We start from the raw sequence: 24,221 nt of genomic DNA on the forward strand, positions 1-24,221 counted from the left end.
AGCGATCCGCGCGACCGCTCGTCATCCCCGGAGCCGGTAGGACCGGACCGGGAAGGAACAACGAGCGATGGGCGCCCGACAGGACACCGCAGCTTTTGAGCAGCCGATGCGCGCTGCCCTGGACCTTGCGCGCCGCGGACCTGCCGTCGACCCCAACCCACGAGTCGGCTGTGTGCTTGTCCGCGACGGGGCGATCGTCGGACGCGGTTGGCACGCCGGCTCCGGCACACCACACGCCGAGGTCATGGCGCTGGCCGACGCCGGCGAAAACGCCCGGGGCGCAACGGCATACGTCACTCTCGAGCCCTGCTCCCACACCGGACGCACCGGACCGTGCGTCGACGCCCTGACCACCGCCGGCGTCAGTCGCGTCGTCTTCGCCCAGGCCGACCCCAACCCGGTCGCCCGAGGTGGCGGCGACGTGCTGCGCTCCCGCGACATCGAGGTGTATGACGGTGTCCTCGCCGACGAGGCGGCGGCGATCAACGAGCTGTGGACGTTCGGCGTCACGCACGAACGCCCTTGGGTCACCTGGAAATTCGCGACCACCCTGGACGGACGTTCCGCGGCAGCCGACGGCACCAGCCAGTGGATCAGCAACTCCGACTCCCGGGCTGACGTGCACGAGCTGCGTCGTCGCGTCGGCGCGATCGTCGTCGGCACCGGGACCGCGCTCGTCGACGACCCGCAGCTCACCGCGCGGGATGCGCAAGGCGCGGCCACCGGGCGGCAACCGCTGCGTGTCGTCGTCGGCGAGCGGGAGTTGCCGCCGACTGCCCGAGTGTTCGACGACTCGGCCGAGACCGTCCAGGTCCGCACCCATGACCCCGCGGTTGCGCTGAAGGAGCTGCACCAGCGCGGCATTCGCACGGCGCTGCTGGAGGGCGGCCCGACGCTCGGCGCGGCGTTCGCGGCTGCCGGCCTCGTCGACGAGGTCGTCGCGTATGTCGCGCCTCTCATGCTCGGAGGCGGCCGCTCGGCGGTCGGCCTACTCGGCGTCGAGACCCTGACCGACGCCACCCGTTGGAAGCTGCACGACGTGTCGCGGTTCGGCGACGACATCCGCCTCACCTATCGAAGGAAGTGACGTGTTCACCGGCATCATCGAGGAACGCGGGCAAGTGAAAGAGCTTGTCCGCCAAGGAGACTCGGCCCGCCTGTCTATCAACGCGACCGACGTTGTCACCGATGCGCAGCACGGTGCGTCGATCGCGGTCAACGGCGTCTGTCTCACCGTGGTCGAGCACTCACCCACCGGCTTCACGGTCGACGTGATGGCCGAGTCACTCGACCGGAGCAGCCTCGGTGACCTGCAACCGGGCAGCCCCGTCAACCTGGAGCGCGCGGTCCGTGCCGACGGACGACTGGACGGTCACATCGTCCAGGGGCACGTGGACGGCGTGGTGGAGGTGTTGCGGCATACCGAGCACGAGCACTGGACCGAGGTGGCGTTCTCGCTGCCGACGGCGCTGGCCGTCTATGTCGCAGAGAAGGGCTCGGTCGCACTCGACGGAGTCTCCCTGACCGTTGCGTCCGTGACGGATCGGGAGTTCTCGGTGTGCCTCATCCCGACCACTCTGTCCCTGACCACGCTCGGTGAGCGCGCCGTCGGGGACCGCGTCAACGTCGAGGTGGACGTGCTGGCCAAGTATGTCGAGCGCATGGTCGGACTGCGGGCGACCGCATGAACTTCTTCGAGCGGCTGTATGACGCGTCGATCACCATCGGCGGTCACGGCATCACCTGGCGCGAGATCATCGGCAATCTCTTCGGACTTGCGTCCGCGATCGGCGGGATGCGCCGCAAGGTGTGGGCGTGGCCGATCGGCATCATCGGCAACGCATTGCTCTTCACCGTCTTCTTCGCGCTGGGCTTCACGGCACACGGGGGACAGGTGATGTTCGGCCAGGCCGGCCGGCAGGTGTTCTTCATCATCACGTCGATCTACGGCTGGTGGGTATGGCGCAGCAACAAGGCCGGCCGCCGTGCCGACGCCCCCGCGGTGCAGCCGCACTGGGCGAGTGCCAAGCAGCGGCTGGCAGTGGGCGGATTCTGGGTTGTCGCAGTCATATTCGTCCAATGGATCACCCGGATCATCGGCGTCGGCTGGACCCCGCCGAGCTGGTATTTCTGGGCCGACGCGTGGATCTTCGTCGGCTCGATCGTGGCGACATACGCGATGGCACGGGGTTGGAACGAATTCTGGCTGGCCTGGATCGCGGTCGACCTGGTCGGCGTCCCCGAGTTGTTGTATTTCCACTACTACCCGTCGGCGGTGCTCTACGCGATCTACGCGGCATTCGTCATCTGGGGCTTCATCGTCTGGCTGCGGGTCAGCCGTAGGTCCGCACCGGGTGCGGAACACCGAGAGGAGTTGGTGACGTCATGAGCGATTTCCGAGCTGCGGACCGAGCCGAAGAACGAGCAACGACAGCCGGCGAGATCGCCACTGTGGAGGCGGCTCTGGCCGAAATCGCAGCTGGCAGGCCGGTGCTCGTCGCCGACGACGCCGACCGCGAGAACGAGGTCGACCTGATCATGGCGGCCGAGCATGCCGACCAGCGGTGGATCGGCTGGGCGGTGCGGCACGGTTCCGGGGTGATCTGTGCACCGATGCCCGATGCGACCGCGGACCGCTTGGCGCTGCCGCCGATGGTCCGCGACAACGAGGACCCCAAGGGCACGGCATACACCGTGTCCGTCGACGCGACCGGCCTCGCGACCGGCATCAGCGCTGCCGAACGTGCGACCACGCTGGCGCGCCTGGGCGACCCGGCAGCGACCGCCGCACGGTTCACCCGGCCGGGTCACATCTTCCCGTTGCGTGCGCGCCCGCACGGTGTGCTGGAGCGCGCGGGGCACACCGAGGCTGCGGTCGATCTCGCCCGGCTCGCCGGGTGCGCGCCCGTCGGGGTCATCGTCGAGCTCGTGCACGACGACGGGTCGATGATGCGTCTGCCGGACGCGCTGGAGCTCGCCGCACAGGAGGGCCTGGTCGTCATCACGATCGAGGACCTCGCTGCGTGGCGCAGCGTGCACGACCGCGTGGATCGTCGGGCGCAGACCCGGCTCCCGACGCGAGAAGGCACCTTCGGTGTGGTCGGGTATGCCGACCTGGTGACCGGTGCCGAGCACGTCGCGCTGGTGTCGCCGCGCGGCATACCCGCCGAATCCCCGCTGGTGCGAGTGCATTCCGAGTGCCTGACCGGCGACGCGTTCGGATCGACACGGTGCGACTGCGGTCCGCAGCTGGAAGAGGCGATGCGTCGCGTTGCCGCCGAGGGCGGCGTGGTCATCTACTTGCGCGGGCACGAAGGCAGGGGAGTGGGGCTGCTCGACAAGCTGCGTGCCTACGCGCTGCAGGACGAGGGCTTGGACACCGTCGACGCACAGACCGCGCTCGGGCTGCCGATCGACGACCGCGAATTCGGCGCTGCTGCATCGATATTGCGCGAGCTGGACATCGACCGGCTGCGCCTGCTGACGAACAACCCGGAGAAGGAGAAGCAATTGACCGCTTTGGGACTGGGCGTCGAGCGCGTGCCGCTCGTGACCGGCCGCACGGTGAACAACAGCCGCTACCTGGACACCAAGCGTGACCGGATGGGCCACCAGATCGGAGAAATCGCATGAGCGGACACGGAGCACCCGAGACGGTCGCGGATGGCAGCGGGCTGCGGGTCGCGATCGTGGCGGCTTCGTGGCACACGCAGGTGATGGACGGTCTGCTCGACGGGGCTCGGCGCGGGCTTGCGGCGTGTGGCGTTTCGGAGGTCACCGAGGTCCGCGTGCCGGGCACGTTCGAGCTGTCCGTCGCGTGCGCCCGCCTCGCCCCGTCGTATGACGCGCTGGTCGCCCTCGGCGTCGTGATCCGTGGTGGCACACCGCATTTCGACTATGTGTGCACTGCCGCGACGCACGGACTGACCGACGTCTCCGTGCGCACCGGCACGCCGGTCGGGTTCGGCGTGCTGACGTGTGACGACGACCAGCAGGCGTTGGACCGTGCCGGGCTGGAGGGTTCCAGCGAGGACAAGGGGTTCGAAGCCTCGACCGCAGCAGTTGCGACGGCGGTGACCCTGGCGTCGCTGTGAGCAGGCTGGCCGCTCACGAGACACCGGCCCGCCGTCGATTGCGGCGTCATACGTCGGACGCTGGGGACTGAGCGTGCGTGCCGAGTGACGGCTCGTTTGCCGAGTGACGGTGATATGACGCCGTCTCTCGGCGAGGAAGCCGTCACTGGCCGATGAGGGGCTGGGGGTGGGTGGTGGCGCCCAGAGTGTGGCCGGGTGCGGCATACCTCGCGGGGGCCAATTAGCCTTGGCCGGTGTGAAGACGTTCGAGCAGCTGCATGCTGAGCTGACTGCCAAAGCCCAGGACCGGCCGGCCGATTCCGGCACCGTTCGCGAGCTCGATGCCGGAGTGCATTTCATCGGCAAGAAGATCGTCGAGGAGGCCGCCGAGGTCTGGATGGCTGCCGAGCACGAGGGCCAGCAGCGCACCGCTGAGGAGATCAGCCAGCTGCTCTATCACCTGCAGGTGATGATGATCGCTTCGGACATTTCACTGGAGGACGTCTATGCCCACCTCTGAGACACTGCGGATCGCCATGCCCAACAAGGGCGCGCTGGCGGAACAGAGCGCGCAGCTGATGCGCGAGGCCGGCTACCGCGTGCGCCGGGAGTCCAAGGAACTCGTCGTCGTCGACCCGGAGCAGCAGATCGAGCTGTTCTACCTGCGCCCGCGGGACATCGCCGTGTATGTCGGCCGCGGTCACCTCGACGTCGGCATCACCGGCCGTGACCTGCTGCTGGACTCCGAAGCTCCCGCGACCGAGGTCATGCAGCTCGGTTTCGGAGCGTCGACCTTCCGTTACGCAGCGCGAGCCGGGCAGGTGTCCTCGGTCGCCGACCTGGAGGGCAAGCGGGTCGCCACGAGCTTTGCCGGTCTGGTGCGCAAGAACCTCGCCGACCACGGCGTCGACGCGTCCGTCGTGCTGCTGGACGGCGCGGTCGAGACCGCCGTGACACTCGGGGTCGCAGACGTCATCGCCGATGTCGTCGAGACCGGCACGACGCTGCGCAACGCCGGGCTGGAGGTCTTCGGTGACCCCATCCTGCAGAGCGAGGCGGTGCTGATCCGGCCGGAGAACCGCACCACCACCAAACACGCGACCGAGGTGCTGTTGCGCCGCCTGCAGGGTGTGCTCACCGCCAACCGCTACGTGATGATGGACTACGACATCCGGGTCGAGTTGGTGGAGCAGGCCTGCGCCCTGACGCCCGGGCTGGAGTCACCGACGGTGTCGCCGCTGCATCGCGAGGGGTATGTCGCTGTGCGATCGATGGTGCCGCGCACGGCCACCAACGCCGTCATGGACTCGCTCTACGACCTGGGCGCCCGGGCGATCCTGGTCACCGAGATCGCAGCCTGCCGCCTATGAGTTCGCAAGCGGAGGGCGCCTACTCGACGTTCCGCCCGCGGCGGTCACGGTTCGTCAGCATCGGCACGGCAGTGGCGATTGTGGTCGTCTTCGCGATCAGTGCCGTCACGATCCCGCGCGGTGGCGTCACCGGATGGAGCCCGGCGGACTCGTTGGCGATGTTCGTCTTCGGGCTGGCGATCGCAGGATTCGTGCTGCGGTATGCGCTGGTGAAGGCCAAGCCCACGGCCGAGGGCCTGCACGTCCAGAACCTCATTGTCTCCCGTGACGTCGCGTGGGCGCAGATCGTCAACGTGCAGTTCGGCGGTGGCGCTCCGTGGCTGGTGCTCGAGTTGGATGACACCGAGACGCTCGCCGTGATGGCGGTGCAGCGGTCCGACGGTGATTTCGCCACTGCCGAGGCGCAGCGCCTGGCGGCGCTGGTCGAGGCGAACAACCGGCGCCCCCGCAACGACTGACCGTCAGTCGGTCCGCAACACCAGGTGCGCGTGCTGCGGGGTGCGATCGGCGGCGAAGACGGCGTCCTCCTGGTCGGCCCAGCGCTGCCAGTGCGGTGCGTAGGTCGCGCCGTCACGGTCCAGCGCACGACGCTTCCGCTCGGCGGCGCCGGCTTCGAGCCAGACCCGGACGTCGGCATACGGCCGGGCGATCCCGACACTGCTTCCGGCGCCCTCGACGATCACGTAGTGCGCGCGAGGAACCTGCACCACGTCGCCGAATTCGCCTCTCGCCCAATCGAACCGGCGGTATGACGCCGGCTCTCCGGCACGCAGTTGTCGCAGCAGCTCCGCGACGAGCGGGGGAGTGGTCGCCAGCCCGTCCCACCCCGGATAGATGTCGTCCAGATGTATGACGACAGAGTCCGGCAGCACCTGAAGCAACTGTGCAGCGAGGGTCGTCTTGCCGGATCCACTGCGCCCGTCGATCGCGATGACGACCGGCGCACGTGCGACGGCCCGTGCGGCGGTGACGATCGGGTGCACGGTGTGGGAGGACGGATCAGGCACAGCAGCAACGTAACCGTGGTCGGACGTTAGGGCCGGCAATTGGGGTCGGGCAAAGGAACGGCGGCCGCGTCGCCGAAGAGGCGACACGACCGCCGTGGTGCTCCACCGGCCTGCAGGAGAGGACCCGGGTCAGCGGAGCGGTGTGAAGTCCCGACCGGCGATGTGCTCCGGTCGCGGAGCAGAGGCAGCGTAGGGCGCCTCGGGTGCGTTCTCCACGCTGTTGAACACCAGGAAGATGTTCGAGCGCGGATAAGGGGTGATGTTGTTGGCCGACGCGTGCATGATGTTCGCGTCGAACCACAGCGCCGAACCGGCCGGTCCGGTGAACTGATCCACGCCGCAGCGGTGGGCCAGATGCGCGATGGACTCCTCGCTAGGCACACCGACCGTCTGCTCCTTCAGCGACGACGCGTGGTTGTTCTCCGGCGTCTCACCGATCCCCGGCACGAAGGTCTGATGTGATCCCGGCATCACCATCAGCCCACCGTTGAACGGGTAGTTCGCAGTCAGCGCGATCGAGCAGCTGACTGCTCGCGGCGCGGGCAGGCCGTCCTCGGCGTGCCAGGTCTCGAAGTCCGAATGCCAATAGAATCCGGTGCCCTTGAAACCAGGCATGTAGTTGATGCGGGTCTGATGCAGGTAGACATCGGACCCGAGCAACTGTCGCGCACGGTCCAACAGGCGTGGGTCACGGGTCAGTGCGTCGATCTGCTCACTGAGCCGCTCGACCTGGAAGACCGACCGCAGCTCACCGGACGCTTTCTCGGTGATGACACGCTCGTCGTCCTGCAGCGTGGGGTCCGCCGCGAGCCGATTGAGCTCGGCGGTGTAGGAGTCCACCTCGGCGTCGGTGATGAAGTCCCGCAGGATCGTGAACCCGTGGCGCTCGTGCTCGTCGAGCGCGGCCTCGTCGAACGGCCCATCAGCAGCGGTGCCCCAGACCGTCGGATGCTCGCGGGGGATCGGCGTCACCGTGTTCTGTCGTGTCGGATAGAGATCCGTGGACGTCGTGGTCGTCATACCTTCTCCTCTCGATCGGAAACGATCGACACCCCTGCGCACAGGTGCGCAGGGGTGTCGGGGGCTTGTGGTCAGGCGTCTTCGAGGACCAGCGGGTACACGCCGTTCTCGTCGTGAACCTCTCGGCCCGTCACCGGCGGGTTGAACACGCACACGGTGCGCATCTCGGTCCGCGGCAGCACCTGGTGCTTGTCGTGGTCGTTGAGCAAGTAGAGGGAGCCCGGACGCAACTCGTGACGCTCACCGGTCGCCTTGTCGACGATCTCGCCTTCGCCCTCGACGATGAAGACGGCCTCGATGTGGTTGGCGTACCAGAAGTCGTTCACGGTCCCGGCATACAGCGTCGTCTCGTGCACGGAGAAGCCAACGCCCTCACGTGCCAACACGATTCGCTTGCTGCGCCAGTTGTCGGTCTTGATGTCGTCATCGGTGTCGGTGACGTCGTCCAGGGATCGTACGAGCATTGTTCGGTGGGTTCCTTTCGAAGTATGTGTGGACGCGGGTGGACGCCGGGTCGGGTCAGTCGCCCAGGGCGTCGGTCGCCGCGGTGCGCAGCTTGGCCAGGCCGTCTGCCAGCTCGTCCTCGCTGATCGTCAGCGGCGGCAGGAGCTTGATGACCTCGTCGCGCGGGCCGGAAGTCTCGACCAGCAGCCCCGCCTCGAATGCGTTGCGGCAGGTCTCGGCGGCCTTCTCCGGGTCGGCGAACTCCAGGCCACGGATCAGGCCGCGACCCTTGGCGGTCAACTCACCCTCGGGGCGCTTGGCCACGATGCTGTTGAGCGTGGCCTCGACGAAGGCGCCCTTGGTGATCGTGGACTCCTCGAGCTCCTTGTCCGACCAGTAGGTGCGGATCGTCTCGGCAGCGGTGACGAAGGCCGGCGCGAAGCCGCGGAAGGTGCCGTTGTGCTCGCCCGGCTCCCACACGTCCAGCTCGGGACGCAGCAGGGTCAGCGCCAGCGGGAGGCCGTAGCCGCTGATGGCCTTCGACAGGCAGATGATGTCCGGCACGATGCCGGCTTCCTCGAAGCTGAAGAACCCGCCGGTGCGGCCGCAGCCGACCTGGATGTCGTCGACGATGAGCAGGATCTCGTGCTTCTGGCAGACCTCGGACAGCTCACGCAGCCACTCCAGGCGAGCGGCGTTGACGCCACCCTCACCCTGCACGGTCTCGACGATCACGGCGGCGGGCTTGTTCAGGCCCGAGCCGCTGTCGGACAGCATCCGCTCGAAGTAGACGAAGTCCGGGACGTCGCCGTCGAAGTAGTCGTCGTAGGGCATCGGCGTTGCGTGCACGAGCGGTATGCCGGCGCCGCCGCGCTTCAGCGAGTTGCCGGTGACGGCGAGAGCGCCGAGCGTCATACCGTGGAAAGCGTTGGTGAAGTTGACGATCGACTCGCGACCGGTGATCTTGCGAGCCAGCTTCAGTGCCGCCTCGACGGCGTTGGCCCCGCCGGGCCCGGGGAACATCACGGTGTGGTCCAGGCCGCGCGGGCGCAGGATCTGCTCGGTGAAGGTCGTCAGGAAGTCCTCGCGGGCTGTGGTCAACATGTCCAGCGAGTGAACGATGTTGTCCTCGGTGAGGTACTTGATCAGGGCTTCCTTGAGCACCGGGTTGTTGTGGCCGTAGCTCATGACGCCCGCACCGGTGAAGAAGTCGAGGTAGGGCTCGCCCTCCGGGGTGTAGACGAAACTGCCCTTCGCACGCTGGAACGTGGTGGGCCACGTCCGGGAATAGCTCCGGACGCCGGACTCAAGAGTGGTCATGTCGGCTGTCACGGTCATGAGGCTGTCCTTAGGTCGAATCGGCAACGTGCACAGGGGATGACCCGGCACGGTCGTCGCGAGTGGTCGTCGCGGCGGGGGGGCTGTGCGCGGTCGCGCTCAGCGCAGAGGTTCAATGCGCAACTGAGGCTCTCCGGCGTGACCGTCGGGGAAGTGCGCTTCCGGGATGCCCTCGGACCAGGTCAACTCGGCCTGGTGCTTGCGGGCGATGCTTGCGAAGAGTGCGCGAGACGCGGCGTTGGTCTCCTCGACAGTGGCTTCGAGCGCGTCGAGCTCGCCGGTGGTGACGAGATGGTCCAGCATCAACGCGGCGACTCCGCGGCCCCGCTGGTCATCGCGCACGGCGACCTGCCACACGAACAGGTTGCTGGGTCGCTCCGGCGGAGTGTAACCGAGCACATAACCGACGATTTCGTTGTCGCACACCGCAACTCGGCAGGTGTCGGCGAAATCTCGAGCCATCATCAGATATGCGTATGACGAGTTCAGGTCGAGCTCGCCGCCGTCGCGAGCGACGGTCCACATCTCCGCACCCTCGGACGGGCGTGGCTTGCGGATGACCAACGAATGTTGGTCGCTCGATCGTGCATCGGACGCTCGGGAGGAGCGTGCAGCGTGCGTCGTGGTGGGCAGTGGTCTGGTCGGTACTTCAGTTTGTATCGGCATGACTGGACTCGACGTTAGGCTCTGGCGGAGCAAAGTCAACCTGAGATCGGCAGATGGCGGCCGAAACGAATCACGTTGCGGGAGCGCTATTTCCGCGACCTGCCGTGGATAGATCGTTTTCTCGGAGGGCGCGAACGACCCCTCCAAAGTCCGTCTCAATATTCGAGATGATCCATCGCTGGGTATTTTCGATCTGGCGCTCGGGGGTCCACACTCTCGCCCCGGCCACCCCCGTCGTGGGCGGCGCGGACCGTTAACCTTGGCTGCCATGACGGTTGCCGTGCGTGTCATTCCCTGCCTGGATGTTGATGCCGGGCGGGTGGTCAAAGGCGTCAATTTCGAGAACCTACGCGATGCGGGCGACCCGGTCGAACTCGCCGAGCGGTATGACGGACAGGGCGCCGACGAACTGACCTTCCTGGACGTCACCGCCAGCTCGAGTGGCCGGGAGACGACATACGACGTCGTCGGCCGGACAGCGGAGCAGGTGTTCATCCCGCTCACCGTGGGTGGCGGCGTGCGCACGGTCGAGGACGTCGACCGGTTGCTGCGTGCCGGCGCCGACAAGGTGGGCATCAACACCGGCGCCATCGCCCGGCCCGAAGTCATTGCGGAGATCGCCGAGCGATTCGGCTCGCAGGTGCTGGTGCTGTCGGCAGACGTGCGTCGTTCACAACGCGGTCACTTCGAGGTCACCACCCACGGTGGCAAGAAGTCCACTGACTTCGACGCGCTCGAATGGTGCTCTCGCGCAGCCGAACTCGGCGTCGGCGAGATCCTGCTCAACTCGATGGACGCCGACGGCACCAAGGACGGATTCGACCTCGAGCTGATCCGTGCGGTGCGCGCCGAGGTGGACGTGCCGATCATCGCCAGCGGCGGAGCCGGGCACGCACAGCACTTCGTGCACGCCGTCGAGGCAGGTGCGGACGCGGTGCTCGCGGCGTCGGTCTTCCACTTCGGCGAGCTGACCATCGGCGAGGTCAAGACTGCCCTGCGCGACGCCGGCCACGAGGTGCGATGAGCAGACGTGGCCGAAGGTGATCGAGTGTCGGGGGAGCACAGCGGAGGAGACGTATCGAGATCCCCAGGTGCCTGCGAGGTCGAGCGTGTCGTGCCGGAGATCTGGGAGCGGTATCGGGCGGTGCGCCTCGCAGCGTTGCAGGACTCCCCGGAAATGTTCGGTTCGACATACGAGCGGGAGGTGGCCTTCGGACCAGCCGAATGGCGACAACGGGCTGACCGCCCGGCGACCTTCCTGGCCGTCCGGAACGGCACCGATGTCGGCATCGCCGGAGCATATGAATTCGAGGTCGGCTGGTGCGTGATGGGTATGTGGCTGCATCCGGCCGCACGCGGGACCGGCGTCGTCGATGTACTGCTCGATGCGTGCCTGCAGGAGGCGGGTCGGCACGGCGCCGCACGGGTCACGCTGCTGGTGATGGAGGACAACCCGCGCGGCATACGGGCCTATCAGCGCAACGGTTTCCGGCTCACCGGCGAGCGGCAGCCGGGACGTGACGACCGCTGGGAGCTGGTGATGACACGCGAAGTGTCACCGGGCTCGGGAGGTCGATGACCGGCAGGACGTGCGCTCGGGCGCACCTGCTGCTGGTCATTGATCCGCCAACGCTCGAGACTTCGAGACCTCGAGACGCCTGCTCGTGCCTCACAGGCTCCTCGGCCACCTCGTCAGAATCCCAGCGTCGTCGCGCGGAACGCCTCGATGTCGGCGTCCGAGCCGTCCAGTTGCACGTCGGTGACCGCTGCACGTCCAAACACGTAGAGCAGCACCTCGCCGGGTGAGCCGGTGAGCACGACGCTGCCGTGATCGTCCTTGGGGCTGCGCAGGCTGCGTCGGCCGTAGCCGGGGCAGTCGGCGACCACACCGGTGCGCACGTTGCGCATCGTCATCCGGCCGATCCGCGGCAGGATCTTCCAGAGTGCGGTCTGCTCGTCGTCCGGCAACTCGCGCCGGGCGTCGGAGTGCTCACCGGCGCGCAGCACGTCCTCGTGGTGAATGAAGAACTCCGACAGGTTCGCCTTCTCGTCGACACCCGGCACGCCGAACGGGCCGAGCCTGGGTGGTCCCGAGCGCACCTTGTCGACGAGTTGGTCCCAGGGTGAGTCGGCGATCTTGCGCTGCACGGTCTCCAGTCGGCGTGCCAGCAGCGGCACGAACATGCCCGCCGCGGCATCCGGCCGACCCTCCCGCACCACCAGGTGTGCCGCGAGGTCGCGGGTGGTCCAGTCTCCGCAGAGGGTGGGGGCATCGGGTCCGACATCGACGAATGTGTCGCACAACGCGGCGCGCTCGGCCTGGGCGAATTTCGGCATACGTCAAGCATGACGCACGGCGGTGCGATGCACGTCACACGGTCGCCGTGGGCTGCAGGCGGGGCCTCGATACGCTCGCTCGTTCCTCACGAGCTACTCGGCCACCTTGGGTGTGCTTGCCCGTGCCTCGCGAGCTACTCGGCCACCTTGAGGATCCCGAACCGGGTGCGGGCAGAATGGCCCCCGTGAGTTCTTCCGCTCTCGACCCTGACATCGCCGCCCGGCTCAAGCACGACCCGGCCGGCCTGGTGGCTGCCGTCATCCAGCAGCACGACACCGGCGAAGTGCTGATGGTCGGCTGGATGGACGACGAAGCGCTGCATCGCACCCTGACCTCCGGGCGGGTGACCTTCTGGTCGCGCAGCCGCGGCGAATACTGGCGCAAGGGCGACACGTCCGGGCACGTTCAGCACGTGAAGTCGGTCGCGCTCGACTGCGACGGCGACGCTCTCCTGGTGCGGGTCGACCAGGTCGGCGCCGCGTGTCACACCGGTGCACGCACCTGCTTCTTCACCGACCTCGGCGCGGTGACCGCATGACCGCCGAGGGTCCGCACGCCGAGTTGGACTGGGGCATCACCTGGCCGAGCCTGCCGCAGTTCCTGGAGCTGGCCGGCGACGGTCGGCGCGTCATACCTGTTGTGCGGCGACTGCTCGCCGACGGCGAGACACCGCTGGGCATCTACCGCAAACTCGCAGACGACCGGCCGGGCACCTTCCTACTGGAGTCCGCCGAGCACGGCGGCGTGTGGTCGCGCTACTCGATCGTCGGCGCCGACAGCCGAGCCACGCTGACCGAGCAGGACGGGCACGCACTCTGGCTCGGCACCCCGCCGGTGGGCGTCCCGACCGACGGCACCCCGACCGACGTCCTGCGCGACACGTTGGAGATCCTCGCGACACCACCCATCCCGGGGCTCCCGCCGCTCACCGGCGGGCTGGTCGGTGCCGTCACGTATGACGCCGTCCGGCACTGGGAGCGACTGCCCGACTCCGCCCAGGACCAGCTGCACACTCCGGAGATCGGCATGGTGCTCGCCACGGACCTGGCGGTGCTGGACCACTCCGACGGCAGCGTGCTGCTGATCGCCAACGCCATCAACCACGACAACACCGACGAACGTGCCGAGCAGGCATGGTCCGATGCGATCGACCGGTTGGACGCCATGCAGGAAGCGCTGGCGGTGGACGCACCGAGCACGGTCTCGGTGCCCGAGCCGGTGCAACTGGAGCCCGCCAGCACGCACACCCGCGAGCAATATCACGACATGGTCGAGCTGGCGAAGGAAGACATCAAGTCCGGCGAAGCCTTCCAAATCGTTGTGTCCCAACGGTTTTCGGTGCCGTGTGCCGCCGACGCGCTCGACGTCTACCGCGCGCTGCGGGTGGGCAACCCCAGCCCCTACATGTATCTGCTGCGCCTGCCGCACCCTGACGGTTCGACATACGACGTCGTCGGCTCGAGCCCGGAGGCGCTGGTGAAGGTCACGGGGGAGCAGATCATCACCCGTCCGATCGCTGGGTCACGGCCGCGCGGCAAGGACCCCGAGCAGGACGAAGCACTCGCCGACGAGCTCCTCGCCGACCCCAAGGAGCGGGCGGAGCACCTGATGCTCGTGGACCTGTCGCGCAACGACCTGCAGAAGGTCTGTGATGCCGGGACGGTCGACACGGTCGAGTTCATGCAGATCCGGCGATACAGCCACATCATGCACCTGGAGTCGACCGTCGTCGGTGAGCTGAGCGACGGCCGGTCCGCCTACGACGCGCTGGTGGCGACCTTCCCCGCAGGCACGCTCAGCGGTGCCCCGAAACCGCGAGCCATGCAGATCATCGAGCGGCTCGAAGGCATCCGTCGCGGAGTGTATGGCGGGGTCGTCGGCTACTTCGACTTCGCCGGTGACCTGGACATGGCGATCGCCATACGCACCGCGGTGCTGCATGACAACGTCGCCTACGTGCAGGCGGGTGCCGGCATCGTCGCCGACTCGGTGCCGGAGTCCGAATACCAGGAGACACGCACCAAGGCCGCCGCCGCGCTACGCGCGGTCGAGGTCGCTTGCGGGATGCGAGCCATCGGATGACCAGCAAGCGCAGCGTGATCATCGTCGGCGCGATCGCGGTGATCCTGATGGTTGCGGCAAACACCCGCACCTGGGTCAGTGGCACGGTCACCGATGCCGTCCTGCGGGGTGCGCAGACCGACGCATCCGGCGGCACGGCCGCACCGGCACTGCTGGCCGCGGCGCTCGTCGGTGCTGCAGCGGTGCTCGCGACGCTGACGACCGGCCGGGTGCCGCGTTGGATCGCCGCCGTCATCACACTCGTGGCGGGTGTGGTCGCCGCCGTCGCGGTGATCGTCGTGGTGCGTGACCCGGTCACGACCCTCGCCGACGTCGCCACCACGATGACCGGGCACACCGGCGACCGCAAGGTGTCGGCCGACCTGACGATCTGGCCGTGGGTGGCGTTGCTCGGAGCGGTTCTGCTGATGCTCACCGGGGTCCTGGCGATCCTCGGTGCCCGCCGCTGGAGCGGCCTGTCCAGTCGGTATGACGCCCCCACCGGCCCCAAGGTCACCGCGCGTTCGGATTGGGACATGCTGACCGACGGCGAGGACCCGACGGACCGTCCGGACGGGTCTGACACAATCGAGGAACGACACCGGACCGATTGACGGGACAGCACGACGTCGCGCCTGCGAGCGGACATATCTTGTCCTGCAGGCGGATTCGCTAACTCTCGATCAAGGACACATCTAAGGAGCGGCGGCTGATGGCCGAAGAACACCTCGAGGACCACGGGCACAGCGTCGCGGCTTGGACCACCGTAGCCATGCTGCTCGTCGCCGCGATCTGCGTGGCGATCGGTGTGGCGTGGGGCCTGCACCCCCTCTACTACATCGGTGGCGCCATCGCGGTCGTCGCCGTCCTGGTCGGCAAGATCCTGGGCAAGATGGGCTTCGGCAACCACCACAAGCTGCACGCTCCGCCGCTCACCCCCGAGGAGCAGGCCCGCCTCGACGCACAGCAGGCGTCCTAGGTGGCGACGGTCCTCGACGACATCATCCTCGGGGTTCGCGAGGACCTCGAGGATCGGCGTCGCCACATCAGCGCAGCACAGATCGCCCGGCAGGCGCAGGAGACTGCGCCGGCCCTGGATGCACTCGCGGCCTTCCGCGCCGACGGGCCGGTCAAGGTCATCTCCGAGGTCAAGCGCCGCAGCCCGAGCAAGGGCGACCTGGCGACCATCCCGGACCCGGCCGAGCTCGCCGCGGCATACGAGCAGGGTGACGCGACCGCGATCTCGGTGCTGACCGAGCCGCGCCGCTTCGGCGGCTCGCTGGACGACCTCGACGCAGTCCGCGCAAAGGTGCGGATCCCGTTGCTGCGCAAGGACTTCATGGTCGACGGCTATCAGATCGACGAGGCGCGCGCACACGGCGCGGACATCATCCTGCTGATCGTCGCGGCACTCGACGACGCCCAGCTGCGCGACCTCTTCCAGCACGCCACCGACCTCGGCATGACCGCGCTGGTCGAGACCCACGACGAGGCCGAGATCGACCGGGCGCTCGCGACCGACGCCCAGCTGATCGGTGTCAACGCCCGCAACCTCAAGACACTCAACGTCGACCGTGACGTCTTCGCACGGCTCGCGCCACGCGTGCCGGCCGACCGAGTGCGGGTGGCCGAGTCCGGCATCCGCGGCCCGCAGGACGTCGCCGACTATGTCGCGGCCGGCGCCGATGCGGTGCTGGTCGGCGAGGCACTGGTCACCGGCGGCGACCCGCAGGCCGCGGTCCGCACGATGAGGGGGATCACCCGATGACCGACACCACCACCCGACTCGGCCGCTTCGGTGACTACGGCGGGCGATACGTCCCCGAGGCGCTCGTCGCCGCACTCGAAGAGCTCGACGAGTGCCGCGGCAAGGCGATGGCCGACCCGTCGTTCGTCGGCGAGCTCGCCGAGCTGCAGCGCAGCTACACCGGACGGCCCAGCATCATCACCCCGGTGCGCCGCTTCGGCGACGAGCACTGCGGGGGAGCGCGCGTGGTGCTCAAGCGCGAGGACCTCAACCACACCGGGTCGCACAAGATCAACAACGTGCTCGGCCAGGCGCTGCTGACCAAGCGGATGGGCAAGACCCGCGTCATCGCCGAGACCGGCGCCGGACAGCACGGTGTCGCGACCGCGACCGCGGCTGCGCTGATGGGGCTGGACTGCACCGTCTACATGGGCCGCGTCGACACCGAGCGCCAAGCGCTCAACGTCGCCCGCATGCAGTTGCTCGGCGCCGAGGTCGTCCCGGTCGACCACGGCTCGCGCACCCTGAAGGACGCCGTCAACGAGGCGTTCCGCGATTGGGTCGCCAACGTGGCGCACACCCACTATGTGCTGGGCACCGTGACCGGCCCGTACCCGTTCCCGGAGATGGTCCGTGACTTCCACCGCGTGATCGGTGTCGAGGCGCGCGCTCAGATGCTCGACACCTACGGCCGACTGCCCGACGCGGTGCTCGCCTGTGTCGGCGGCGGGTCCAACGCGATGGGCATCTTCCACCGCTTCATCGACGACGCAGACGTCCGGCTGATCGGTCTCGAGGGCGGCGGAGACGGACCCGACTCCGGCCGGCACGCCTCCCGCTTCAGCGGACAGGCCAGCCCGGGTGTGCTGCACGGCGCCTACACCTACGTGCTGCAGGACGAAGAAGGCCAGACCATCGAATCCCATTCGGTGTCAGCGGGATTGGACTATCCCAGCGTCGGCCCGGAGCACTCCTACCTGCGCGACATCGGTCGTGCCGAATACCGACCGGTCACCGACACCGAGGCCATGGAGGCTTTCCAAGCGCTCTCCCGGTCCGAAGGCATCCTGCCGGCCATCGAGAGTGCGCACGCGCTCGCCGGCGCGATGAAGCTCGGCTGCGAGTTGGGTCCGGAGGCGCTGCTGCTGGTCAATCTGTCCGGGCGCGGTGACAAGGACGTGCACACCGCGGCGCAGTGGTTCGGCCTGCTCGATCAGAACGACGATCAGAAGGACACCGACGTATGACGACCACACAGCACTCCAGCGGTGTCTCCGCAGTGCTCGCGGGGACCAAGGCCGAGGGGCGTGCGGCGCTCATTGGCTACCTGCCGGTCGGTTACCCGGACGTCGACACCTCGATCGAGGCCATGGTCACCATGGTCCGGGCCGGGATCGACATCGTGGAGATCGGGCTGCCCTACACCGACCCGCTGATGGACGGGCCCGTCATCCAGACCGCCGCGACCGGGGCACTTGCCGCCGGCGTGCATGTGCGCGACGTCTTCCGCGCGGCTGAGGCCGTCGTCGAGGCGGGCGCCGCGTGCGAAGTGATGACCTACTGGAACCCCGTATTGCGTTACGGCGTGGACACTTTCGCCCGTGACCTGGCCTCGGCCGGCGGCTCCGGGCTGATCACGCCCGACCTCGTGCCGGACGAGGCGGCCGACTGGATCGAGGCCAGCGAACGTCACGCACTCGACCGCGTCTTCCTGGTGGCACCCAGCTCGACACCTGAGCGGCTGGTGTCCACGACAGCAGCAAGCCGTGGCTTCGTCTACGCGGCGTCGCTGATGGGCGTCACCGGTGCCCGGTCCTCGGTCGGCAGTGCAGCGGCGGAGCTCGTGCGACGGGTGCGCGCCGTGAGCGACATACCCACCTGCGTCGGACTGGGGGTCTCCACGGCCGAGCAGGCGCGCGAAGTCGCACAGTATGCCGACGGCGTGATCGTCGGCTCCGCACTCGTCGCCACCCTGGTCGACGCCGACGACCGGCAGCGGGGCCTGTCCGCGCTCGCTGCCAAGGCCGAGTCGCTGGTCGGCGGGGTTCGCGAGTGAGTGGGCGCAGCGAGCGACCGACCGGACCCAGTGCTGATCCCGATGGCCGTCCCAACGCCCATCGCGTGACCCGGCGTCAGAGGGCGACGCTGTGAGCGCCGAGGCGTCATACTTCCCGAGCCCGACGGTCGGAGTCTTCTGGCTGGGTCCGTTCCCGATCCGGATGTACGCGTTGTGCATCCTCACCGGCATCGTCCTCGCGATCTGGATCGCCGGCCGCCGCATGGAGGACCGCGGATACGAGCGTGAGGACGCGCTCAACATCGCGTGGTGGGCGGTGCCGTTCGGCATCGTCGGCGGTCGGATCTACAACGTCATCACCTCACCGCAGCCCTACTTCGGTGAGCACGGCAACCCCTGGGACGCCTTCGCGATCTGGCACGGAGGCCTCGGGATCTGGGGCGCGGTCGCCTTCGGAGCGCTGGGCGCCTACATCGGCTGCCGCCGGCACAACGTGCGGTTCCTGGACTTCGCCGACTCTGGTGCCCCCGGCGTCGCGCTCGCCCATGCCATCGGCCGGTGGGGAAACTACTTCAACAATGAATTGCACGGGCGTGCCACCGACCTGCCGTGGCGGTTGAAGGTCTACCAGTGGGACGAGAGCGCGGGCCACGCGGTCAAGGACTCGGCCGGGCACCCGATCGTGGCCGGATACTTCCAGCCGACCTTCCTCTACGAGTCGTTCTTCCTGCTACTGATCGCCCTGATCGTGGTGTGGCTGGACCGGCGTTACCTGCTCGGTCGCGGCAAATCGTTCTTCCTCTACGTCACTCTCTATCCGGTCGGTCGGATCTGGATGGAGTGGATGCGTGATGACCCGGCCAACCACATCCTCGGCCAGCGGGTAAATGTCTGGGTCTGCGTGCTGGTCTTCATCGGTGGGCTGATCGGACTGATCGCGTGCTGGCGTCGGCACCCCGACGGCGCCCGTGAGTCCGCACACGTCAGTGCTGCCGGCGAGAAGTCCGAGGTTGACGACCAACCGGGCGATGATGAACAGGTCCGCGATGATGATCAGACCGACGACGGGTCACCACCGGCGACGACCCGGCCGGGCGAGCGGACCGCCCGGACCGACGACTGACCGCACGGCGCGGCGCAACTGCGCGAACACTGCGGCGGTGTCATAGGATCAGCCGGGCACCAGGGGGTGAATCCGGCCAGTCCCGGGGGTGAAGCGAAGGAGTACGACGATCGAACTCGCGGTCGAGCCTGTCTCGTCTGACGCCGACACTCCGGCATTCGGGGTGGTGGTGCTGACCCAGGGGACCCGCCCGCCGGAGCTACGGCGAGGGCTGGAGTCGCTGCTGCGGCAGACCGGTGTTCGTCTCGACATCGTCGTCGTCGGCAACGGCTGGGAGCCGGTCGACCTGCCGCCGAACGTCAAGTCGCTGCCGCTGCCGGAGAACGTCGGCATCCCGGCCGGCCGCAACGCCGGGGTCGATCACGTCAGCGGCGACCTGCTCTTCTTCCTGGACGACGACGCGTGGCTGCTGGACGACGACTTCCTGGCCAAGTGCGCAGCGGAGTTCCGCGCCGACCCCACGATCGGGATGATCCAGCCACGCATCGAGGACCCCGAAGTCGGCGATTTGCCCACGCGGTGGATCCCACGCCTGCGCAAGGGCAGCCCCTACCGCTCCTCCAACGTCTTCTCCGTCGTCGAGATGGCCGTCGCCATACGCCGTGAGGTGTTCGAGCAGACGCTCGGCTGGCCGGCACCGTTCTTCTATGCGCACGAAGGCATCGAGCTCGCCTGGCGGGTCTGGGGTGCCGGCAGCCGCACGGTCTACCTGGGCCACCTGCGCGCCGGGCACCCGGTGATCGACCCACGCCGACACGACGACTACTTCACCAAGAACGCCCGCAACCGCGTCTGGCTCGCCCGGCGCAACCTGCCCTGGCCGGTCAGCTGGGGGTATGTCGGGTCGTGGACCGCGGTGCAACTCGTCCGCTCCCGAAACGTGCGTGAGAGCCTGCGACCCTGGTTCGCCGGCTGGCGCGAGGGCTGGACCAGCCAGCCCTGGGCGCCCGGCGAACAACACCGCAAGCTGCCGTGGTCCGCCGTATGGCGCATGGCCCGCAACGGACGTTGGCCGGTCATTTGATGAGCACGAACAAACCCACTGACAAGCCCAGCATCGACGAGCTGCGCGAGCGTGCGCAGCCGGTGTCGGTGCGCGGACGGCAGAACGCCGAGCACTGGTCCGGCGAATACCTGCGGCACTGGTCGCTCTACGTGACCCGGCAACTGGTGCCGACACGGATCACGCCCAACGGCGTCACCGGGGCGATGATCCTGTCCGGCTGGTGCATCGGACTGTCCCTGCTGATCCCCGGCATCCTCGGCGCGCTGTTGGCGGTCTTCTTCGGGCAACTGCAGATGTACCTCGACTGCATCGACGGCGAGCTCGCGCGCTGGCGGCAGAAATTCAGCCCGGCGGGCGTCTTCCTCGACAAGGTCGCGCACTACACCACCGAAGGTTTCGTCGGTCTGGCGTTCGGTCTGCGCGCCGCCGGTGTCTTCGGTGGGCAGACCAGCACGCTCGACAGCTGGAAGTACGCCTGTCTCGGGGCGATCCTGATGGGTGGGATCATGCTCAACAAGGCACTGAACGACTTCGTCCACGTGGCACGGGCGTTCAGCGGCGTCGAGCGGCTGCCCGACACCAATGAGGCGAAGGCGGTCCCGCGGCGCGGCCTGATCGGCATACTCCGCAGCGCTGCCCGGTTCCTGCCGTTCCACCGCATCTTCCACTCGGTCGAACTCGGTCTGCTGGCCCTCCTGCTGAGCGTCGTCGGCCTCATCGCAGGCGACACCGTCGACGTCTTCCGGGTGACCGTCTGGGTGCTGGCACCGGTGGTGTGGCTCGTGGTGCTCGGCCACTTCGTCTCGATCATGGCGTCCGAGCGGGTGAGGAACCCGCAATGAGCACGGCCCGCAGACTCGGCCGCTCGGTGCTGGCCATCGTCGCGCTGACCGCGCTGACCGCGCTGGTCCTCGTCGTTGCCGCGCTGTCCGCGCCGGAGCCGGTCGTCGCGGTGCTCTCCATCCTGCTGACCGCCGGTGTGATGTGGGTGGCCCGCCTCCGCCCCGGGCCCGCCCTCAGTGTGATGGCCTTGGTTGGCTTCATCGCGACCTTCGTCGCGTTCCTCGTGCACGACGACGACACCTTGTGGCTGGTCATCGCGGCGGCAGCAGTCCTCTGCGCCGGCCTCATCGACGAGCCGCTGGACCGGCGGCTGGTGCCGCGAGTCCGGGCGACACAGTTGCCCGGACTGCCCGACGATCCGCGCCCGCAGACCCTCGGGCCGATGGCGCCCGTCGTCCAGTTGTGTTCACTGCTGTTCGCTGTGTGGCTCTTGGTGCGGTCGTTCATCGACCCGCCCGGGCCGGCCGACGCCATCTTCCTGCTGGTCGTCGTCGGCATCCTGGTCCGCAGCGTGTTGCAGCTGCGATCGGCGGTCCACGCACGACGGGTCAAGACCGTGAACGCTGCAGTCACCAGGGCACTGCACGATTACGCACCTGCGTTCTACGTCTACTTCAGCGGCCCCGTCGCGGGTGACTACCAGGTCCGGATGTGGCTGCCCTACCTCGAGCGTCTCGGGCTGCCCTATGCCGTGCTCGCTCGCGACCCGCAACTGCTCGGTCGTGCCGCCGCGTTGACCGATCGACCGGTGGTGGCGTGCCAGCGGCTGGGCGGCCTCGACGACGTCATGGTCCCCAGCGTCCGCGCGCTGTTCTACGTCAACACCGACGCCTTGTGCGTGGACGGTGTGCGTTTCCTGGACCGGACCCACGTCCATCTCAACCACGGTGACTCCGACAAACCGTCCAGCTACCACCCGATGATCGGCATGTTCGACCGGATCTTCGTCGCGGGTCAGGCCGGTGTCGATCGCTTCGCCCGGCACGACGTGCTCGTGCCGGCCGAGAAGTTCCGGCTGGTCGGCCGGCCACAGGTGGCCGACGTCCTGGAGCACAACACCGACCCGTGTCCGCGGCACCGCACGGTGCTCTACGCGCCGACCTGGCGGGGCGGCGTCAAGGACATGACCTTCAGCTCATTGGCGTATGGCGAGACGATCGTCCGGCACCTGCTGGCCCGCGACCTCCGGGTGCTCTTCCGGCCGCATCCGTTGTCCTACAAGGAGAAGGCGTCCGCGGCGGCGATCGCCCGCATCGATCAGTTGCTCACCGCCGCGGCGACCGCGCAGACTCCACACCTGACCAGCGAGCGGATGCAGCACGGCAGCATCTCGGACTCGTTCAACATGTCCGACGCGCTGATCACGGACGTCTCCAGTGTCGCGTCCGACTACCTGCACTCGGGCAAGCCGTTGGCAGTCGTGGACCTGGCGACGACGGGGGAGGGGCAGCCGGCCGATCCCGAGGCATACCCGGTCCTCAGGGCGGCATACCTGCTCGACGTGACCGGCGACCTGGACGCGTCGCTCGGCACAATGCTCGACACCATGCTCGATGACGACCCGCTGGCCGCGACCCGCGCGCAGCTGCGGACCTACTACCTGGGCGACCACTCCGACGAGGTGGCGACCTTCGTCGACGCGGCCACGGATGCCATCCGTGGTGCGTCGTCGACTGCTTCATGAACCAACGACTGAACGAAAGGTTAAGGTGCACGGCATGTATACGCTCGCTCTTCTGAACGGCGGTGTAGGCACTCGAGTTGCGGCTGGTCAGCCCAAGCAGCTCATTCGGGTCAATCACATCCCCGCGATGATCTACCCGTTGATCGCGGTCGACGACATCCCGGAGATCGACCAGATCATCCTCAACTACCCCGCCGGCTGGGAAGACACCATGCGCAAGCTGGTCGCCGACTACGCCATCAAGACCCCGATCAAGTATGTCGAGGGCGGTGACACCCGCCACTCGTCGGTGCAGAAGATGCTCGAGCACTGCGACAACGAGCACGTCATCCTGCACGAGACGGCCCGCCCGCTGGTCACCAAGGCGGAGTTCGAGGCACTCATCGCCGCTGAGAACGACAACGTCAGCTTCATGCTGGAGATCCCGTTCACGGTGGCTCCGGTCGATCCCGACACCCAGCAGGTCACCGGCTCCCTGGAGCGTGCGCGGCTGCGGAACGTGCAGCTGCCGCAGAAGTTCCGCAAGACGACGCTCGAGGCGGGGCACGCCTACGCACTGAAGGAGAACGTCGTCTTCACCGAGGACGCGACGCTGTGTGCGGTTGCCGGCGCCGACGTCTACTACATCCCGGGCAGCGACCGGAACTTCAAGGTGACGACCAAGACCGACGTCCGCCTCGCGGGCTACCTGCTGGCAGGTGATGACGAGGATGAGTAAGTCCATTCTGATCAGTGGCGCGTCCAAGGGCATCGGCCTGGCCACTGCCGAGCGATTCTTCCGCGAGGACAACGACGTCACCGACTTCGTGCTGTTGGCCCGCAAGTCCGACGACTTCGCCGAGGCGGAGCGGGAGCTGCTGGCCGACAACCCCTACGGCAAGACCGTCACGTGCTACGAGATCGACCTCAACGACCGCGAGGCGATCGCGGCGTTGATGCCGAAGATCATCGAGAAGCACGAGAACATCGAGATCCTGGTCAACAACGCCGGTTACACCGCGCCGGACCCGATCCACGAGATCGACTTCGCCGACTTCGAGCGGACCATCGGGGTCAACCTCTACGCACCGTTCCTGATCGTGCAGCGGCTGCTGCACCTGGGCAACACCTTCGAGTACATCGTCAACATCGCCTCGACCGCCGGCATCACCGGTCGGTCCGGCTGGCTGACCTACTCCAGCTCGAAGGCCGCGATCATCGCGATGAGCCAGGTCCTCAAGGAGGAGCTGGCGATCTACGGCACCCGTGTCATCACGATCTCGCCCGGACGGTGTGCGACCGCGCTGCGGCGCAAGCTGGCGCCGGACGAGGACCCCACCACGATCATGCAGCCGGAGGACGTCGCCGACGCCATCCGGATGCTCACCAGCCCGGTCGGCCGCTACGTCGACAGCGAGAACCTCGTGGTTCGGTTGTGACGACAACTCGGTCCTGACGGTTCTCCAGAGCCGATGACCGAGAAGAGGCCGCCCGCGCGAAGCGGG

The 24,221-nt window shown here is 67.9% G+C and carries 29 protein-coding genes; 23 read left to right on the top strand and 6 right to left on the bottom strand.

The genetic code is table 11. From position 1 onward, the window contains the following. Positions 1–67: 67 nt before the first annotated feature. The 8 genes from ribD to ACSZL9_RS00225 all read left to right on the top strand — a co-directional run bounded on the left by ribD (position 68) and on the right by ACSZL9_RS00225 (position 5,901). Positions 68–1,087, top strand: coding sequence for a bifunctional diaminohydroxyphosphoribosylaminopyrimidine deaminase/5-amino-6-(5-phosphoribosylamino)uracil reductase RibD (ribD, locus tag ACSZL9_RS00190; RefSeq protein ID WP_446663439.1), 1,020 nt, complete (start codon positions 68–70; stop codon positions 1,085–1,087). 1 nt (position 1,088) lies between these two features. Beyond that, on the top strand, positions 1,089–1,688 hold the full coding sequence (locus ACSZL9_RS00195) for a riboflavin synthase (protein ID WP_446663440.1): 600 nt from the start codon (positions 1,089–1,091) through the stop codon (positions 1,686–1,688). Then, entirely contained in the window at positions 1,685–2,389 is a 705-nt protein-coding gene (locus tag ACSZL9_RS00200; RefSeq protein WP_446663441.1) for a nicotinamide mononucleotide transporter family protein, read from the top strand. The genes ACSZL9_RS00195 and ACSZL9_RS00200 overlap by 4 nt, the downstream gene beginning before the upstream one ends. Continuing rightward, on the top strand, positions 2,386–3,633 hold the full coding sequence (ribA, locus tag ACSZL9_RS00205) for a GTP cyclohydrolase II (protein WP_446663442.1): 1,248 nt from the start codon (positions 2,386–2,388) through the stop codon (positions 3,631–3,633). The genes ACSZL9_RS00200 and ribA overlap by 4 nt, the downstream gene beginning before the upstream one ends. Further along, positions 3,630–4,094 carry a 6,7-dimethyl-8-ribityllumazine synthase gene (ribH, locus tag ACSZL9_RS00210; RefSeq protein ID WP_446663443.1) on the top strand — a complete coding sequence of 155 codons (465 nt, stop codon included), beginning with the start codon at positions 3,630–3,632 and terminating at the stop codon, positions 4,092–4,094. The genes ribA and ribH overlap by 4 nt, the downstream gene beginning before the upstream one ends. 235 nt (positions 4,095–4,329) lie before the next feature. Continuing rightward, positions 4,330–4,593: a phosphoribosyl-ATP diphosphatase gene (locus tag ACSZL9_RS00215; protein ID WP_446663444.1), complete on the top strand. Its 264-nt coding sequence runs from the start codon at positions 4,330–4,332 to the stop codon at positions 4,591–4,593. Next, positions 4,580–5,443, top strand: coding sequence for an ATP phosphoribosyltransferase (hisG, locus tag ACSZL9_RS00220; RefSeq protein WP_446663445.1), 864 nt, complete (start codon positions 4,580–4,582; stop codon positions 5,441–5,443). Before ACSZL9_RS00215 ends, hisG begins: the two co-directional genes overlap by 14 nt. Continuing rightward, complete coding sequence (locus ACSZL9_RS00225) at positions 5,440–5,901, top strand: PH domain-containing protein (protein ID WP_446663446.1); 462 nt, start codon at positions 5,440–5,442, stop codon at positions 5,899–5,901. Before hisG ends, ACSZL9_RS00225 begins: the two co-directional genes overlap by 4 nt. Before the next feature lie 3 nt (positions 5,902–5,904). Here ACSZL9_RS00225 and ACSZL9_RS00230 read toward each other — a convergent pair whose 3' ends face one another. From ACSZL9_RS00230 to ectA, 5 genes are all read right to left on the bottom strand, one after another. Further along, positions 5,905–6,450 carry a hypothetical protein gene (locus ACSZL9_RS00230; RefSeq protein ID WP_446663447.1) on the bottom strand — a complete coding sequence of 182 codons (546 nt, stop codon included), beginning with the start codon at positions 6,448–6,450 and terminating at the stop codon, positions 5,905–5,907. A gap of 129 nt (positions 6,451–6,579) precedes the next feature. Continuing rightward, positions 6,580–7,470: an ectoine hydroxylase gene (gene thpD / locus ACSZL9_RS00235; protein ID WP_446663448.1), complete on the bottom strand. Its 891-nt coding sequence runs from the start codon at positions 7,468–7,470 to the stop codon at positions 6,580–6,582. Positions 7,471–7,541: 71 nt separating this feature from the next. After that, entirely contained in the window at positions 7,542–7,934 is a 393-nt protein-coding gene (locus tag ACSZL9_RS00240) for an ectoine synthase (RefSeq protein ID WP_446663449.1), read from the bottom strand. A 55-nt stretch (positions 7,935–7,989) separates the two neighbouring features. Next, the gene (gene ectB / locus ACSZL9_RS00245; RefSeq protein WP_446663450.1) at positions 7,990–9,252 is read right to left on the bottom strand and encodes a diaminobutyrate--2-oxoglutarate transaminase; all 1,263 of its coding nucleotides are present in this window, start codon (positions 9,250–9,252) and stop codon (positions 7,990–7,992) included. Positions 9,253–9,351: 99 nt separating this feature from the next. After that, positions 9,352–9,918 carry a diaminobutyrate acetyltransferase gene (gene ectA / locus ACSZL9_RS00250; RefSeq protein WP_446663451.1) on the bottom strand — a complete coding sequence of 189 codons (567 nt, stop codon included), beginning with the start codon at positions 9,916–9,918 and terminating at the stop codon, positions 9,352–9,354. A 268-nt stretch (positions 9,919–10,186) separates the two neighbouring features. Here ectA and hisF point away from each other — a divergent pair, with 268 nt between their 5' ends. Together hisF and ACSZL9_RS00260 are read left to right on the top strand one after the other, a co-directional pair. After that, positions 10,187–10,942: an imidazole glycerol phosphate synthase subunit HisF gene (hisF, locus tag ACSZL9_RS00255; protein ID WP_446663452.1), complete on the top strand. Its 756-nt coding sequence runs from the start codon at positions 10,187–10,189 to the stop codon at positions 10,940–10,942. 90 nt (positions 10,943–11,032) lie between these two features. Next, positions 11,033–11,497 (top strand): GNAT family N-acetyltransferase, encoded by a 465-nt coding sequence (locus ACSZL9_RS00260; protein ID WP_446663453.1) that lies wholly within the window; start codon positions 11,033–11,035, stop codon positions 11,495–11,497. 113 nt (positions 11,498–11,610) lie between these two features. Here the strand turns inward: ACSZL9_RS00260 and ACSZL9_RS00265 are convergent, their stop codons facing one another. Continuing rightward, positions 11,611–12,255, bottom strand: coding sequence for a TIGR03085 family metal-binding protein (locus ACSZL9_RS00265; RefSeq protein WP_446663454.1), 645 nt, complete (start codon positions 12,253–12,255; stop codon positions 11,611–11,613). Between the two features lie 176 nt (positions 12,256–12,431). Between ACSZL9_RS00265 and hisI the strand changes: the two genes are divergently transcribed. The 13 genes from hisI (at position 12,432) to ACSZL9_RS00330 (ending at position 24,155) form a co-directional block, all read left to right on the top strand. Further along, complete coding sequence (gene hisI, locus ACSZL9_RS00270) at positions 12,432–12,794, top strand: phosphoribosyl-AMP cyclohydrolase (protein ID WP_446663455.1); 363 nt, start codon at positions 12,432–12,434, stop codon at positions 12,792–12,794. Next, positions 12,791–14,338 carry an anthranilate synthase component I gene (locus ACSZL9_RS00275; RefSeq protein WP_446663456.1) on the top strand — a complete coding sequence of 516 codons (1,548 nt, stop codon included), beginning with the start codon at positions 12,791–12,793 and terminating at the stop codon, positions 14,336–14,338. The genes hisI and ACSZL9_RS00275 overlap by 4 nt, the downstream gene beginning before the upstream one ends. Then, a complete protein-coding gene (locus tag ACSZL9_RS00280; RefSeq protein WP_446663457.1) occupies positions 14,335–14,931 on the top strand; it encodes a Trp biosynthesis-associated membrane protein in 597 nt (198 codons plus the stop codon). The genes ACSZL9_RS00275 and ACSZL9_RS00280 overlap by 4 nt, the downstream gene beginning before the upstream one ends. Before the next feature lie 98 nt (positions 14,932–15,029). Further along, positions 15,030–15,296 carry an HGxxPAAW family protein gene (locus ACSZL9_RS00285; RefSeq protein ID WP_446663458.1) on the top strand — a complete coding sequence of 89 codons (267 nt, stop codon included), beginning with the start codon at positions 15,030–15,032 and terminating at the stop codon, positions 15,294–15,296. Continuing rightward, the gene (trpC, locus tag ACSZL9_RS00290) at positions 15,297–16,085 is read left to right on the top strand and encodes an indole-3-glycerol phosphate synthase TrpC (protein WP_446663459.1); all 789 of its coding nucleotides are present in this window, start codon (positions 15,297–15,299) and stop codon (positions 16,083–16,085) included. Continuing rightward, positions 16,082–17,311 (top strand): tryptophan synthase subunit beta, encoded by a 1,230-nt coding sequence (trpB, locus tag ACSZL9_RS00295; protein ID WP_446663460.1) that lies wholly within the window; start codon positions 16,082–16,084, stop codon positions 17,309–17,311. The genes trpC and trpB overlap by 4 nt, the downstream gene beginning before the upstream one ends. Next, positions 17,308–18,120: a tryptophan synthase subunit alpha gene (gene trpA, locus ACSZL9_RS00300; RefSeq protein WP_446663461.1), complete on the top strand. Its 813-nt coding sequence runs from the start codon at positions 17,308–17,310 to the stop codon at positions 18,118–18,120. The genes trpB and trpA overlap by 4 nt, the downstream gene beginning before the upstream one ends. Before the next feature lie 91 nt (positions 18,121–18,211). Continuing rightward, entirely contained in the window at positions 18,212–19,204 is a 993-nt protein-coding gene (gene lgt / locus ACSZL9_RS00305; protein WP_446663462.1) for a prolipoprotein diacylglyceryl transferase, read from the top strand. A 109-nt stretch (positions 19,205–19,313) separates the two neighbouring features. Beyond that, positions 19,314–20,228, top strand: coding sequence for a glycosyltransferase family 2 protein (locus ACSZL9_RS00310; RefSeq protein WP_446665087.1), 915 nt, complete (start codon positions 19,314–19,316; stop codon positions 20,226–20,228). Further along, the gene (locus ACSZL9_RS00315; RefSeq protein ID WP_446663463.1) at positions 20,228–21,052 is read left to right on the top strand and encodes a CDP-alcohol phosphatidyltransferase family protein; all 825 of its coding nucleotides are present in this window, start codon (positions 20,228–20,230) and stop codon (positions 21,050–21,052) included. Before ACSZL9_RS00310 ends, ACSZL9_RS00315 begins: the two co-directional genes overlap by 1 nt. Further along, positions 21,049–22,737, top strand: a complete 1,689-nt coding sequence (locus ACSZL9_RS00320; RefSeq protein ID WP_446663464.1) for a CDP-glycerol glycerophosphotransferase family protein — start codon at positions 21,049–21,051, stop codon at positions 22,735–22,737. Before ACSZL9_RS00315 ends, ACSZL9_RS00320 begins: the two co-directional genes overlap by 4 nt. Positions 22,738–22,771: 34 nt before the next feature. Then, positions 22,772–23,455 carry an IspD/TarI family cytidylyltransferase gene (locus ACSZL9_RS00325; RefSeq protein WP_446663465.1) on the top strand — a complete coding sequence of 228 codons (684 nt, stop codon included), beginning with the start codon at positions 22,772–22,774 and terminating at the stop codon, positions 23,453–23,455. Further along, the gene (locus tag ACSZL9_RS00330; RefSeq protein WP_446663466.1) at positions 23,448–24,155 is read left to right on the top strand and encodes an SDR family NAD(P)-dependent oxidoreductase; all 708 of its coding nucleotides are present in this window, start codon (positions 23,448–23,450) and stop codon (positions 24,153–24,155) included. Before ACSZL9_RS00325 ends, ACSZL9_RS00330 begins: the two co-directional genes overlap by 8 nt. Positions 24,156–24,221: the final 66 nt, after the last annotated feature.

It is taken from the genome of Flexivirga sp. B27 (genome assembly GCF_052905685.1).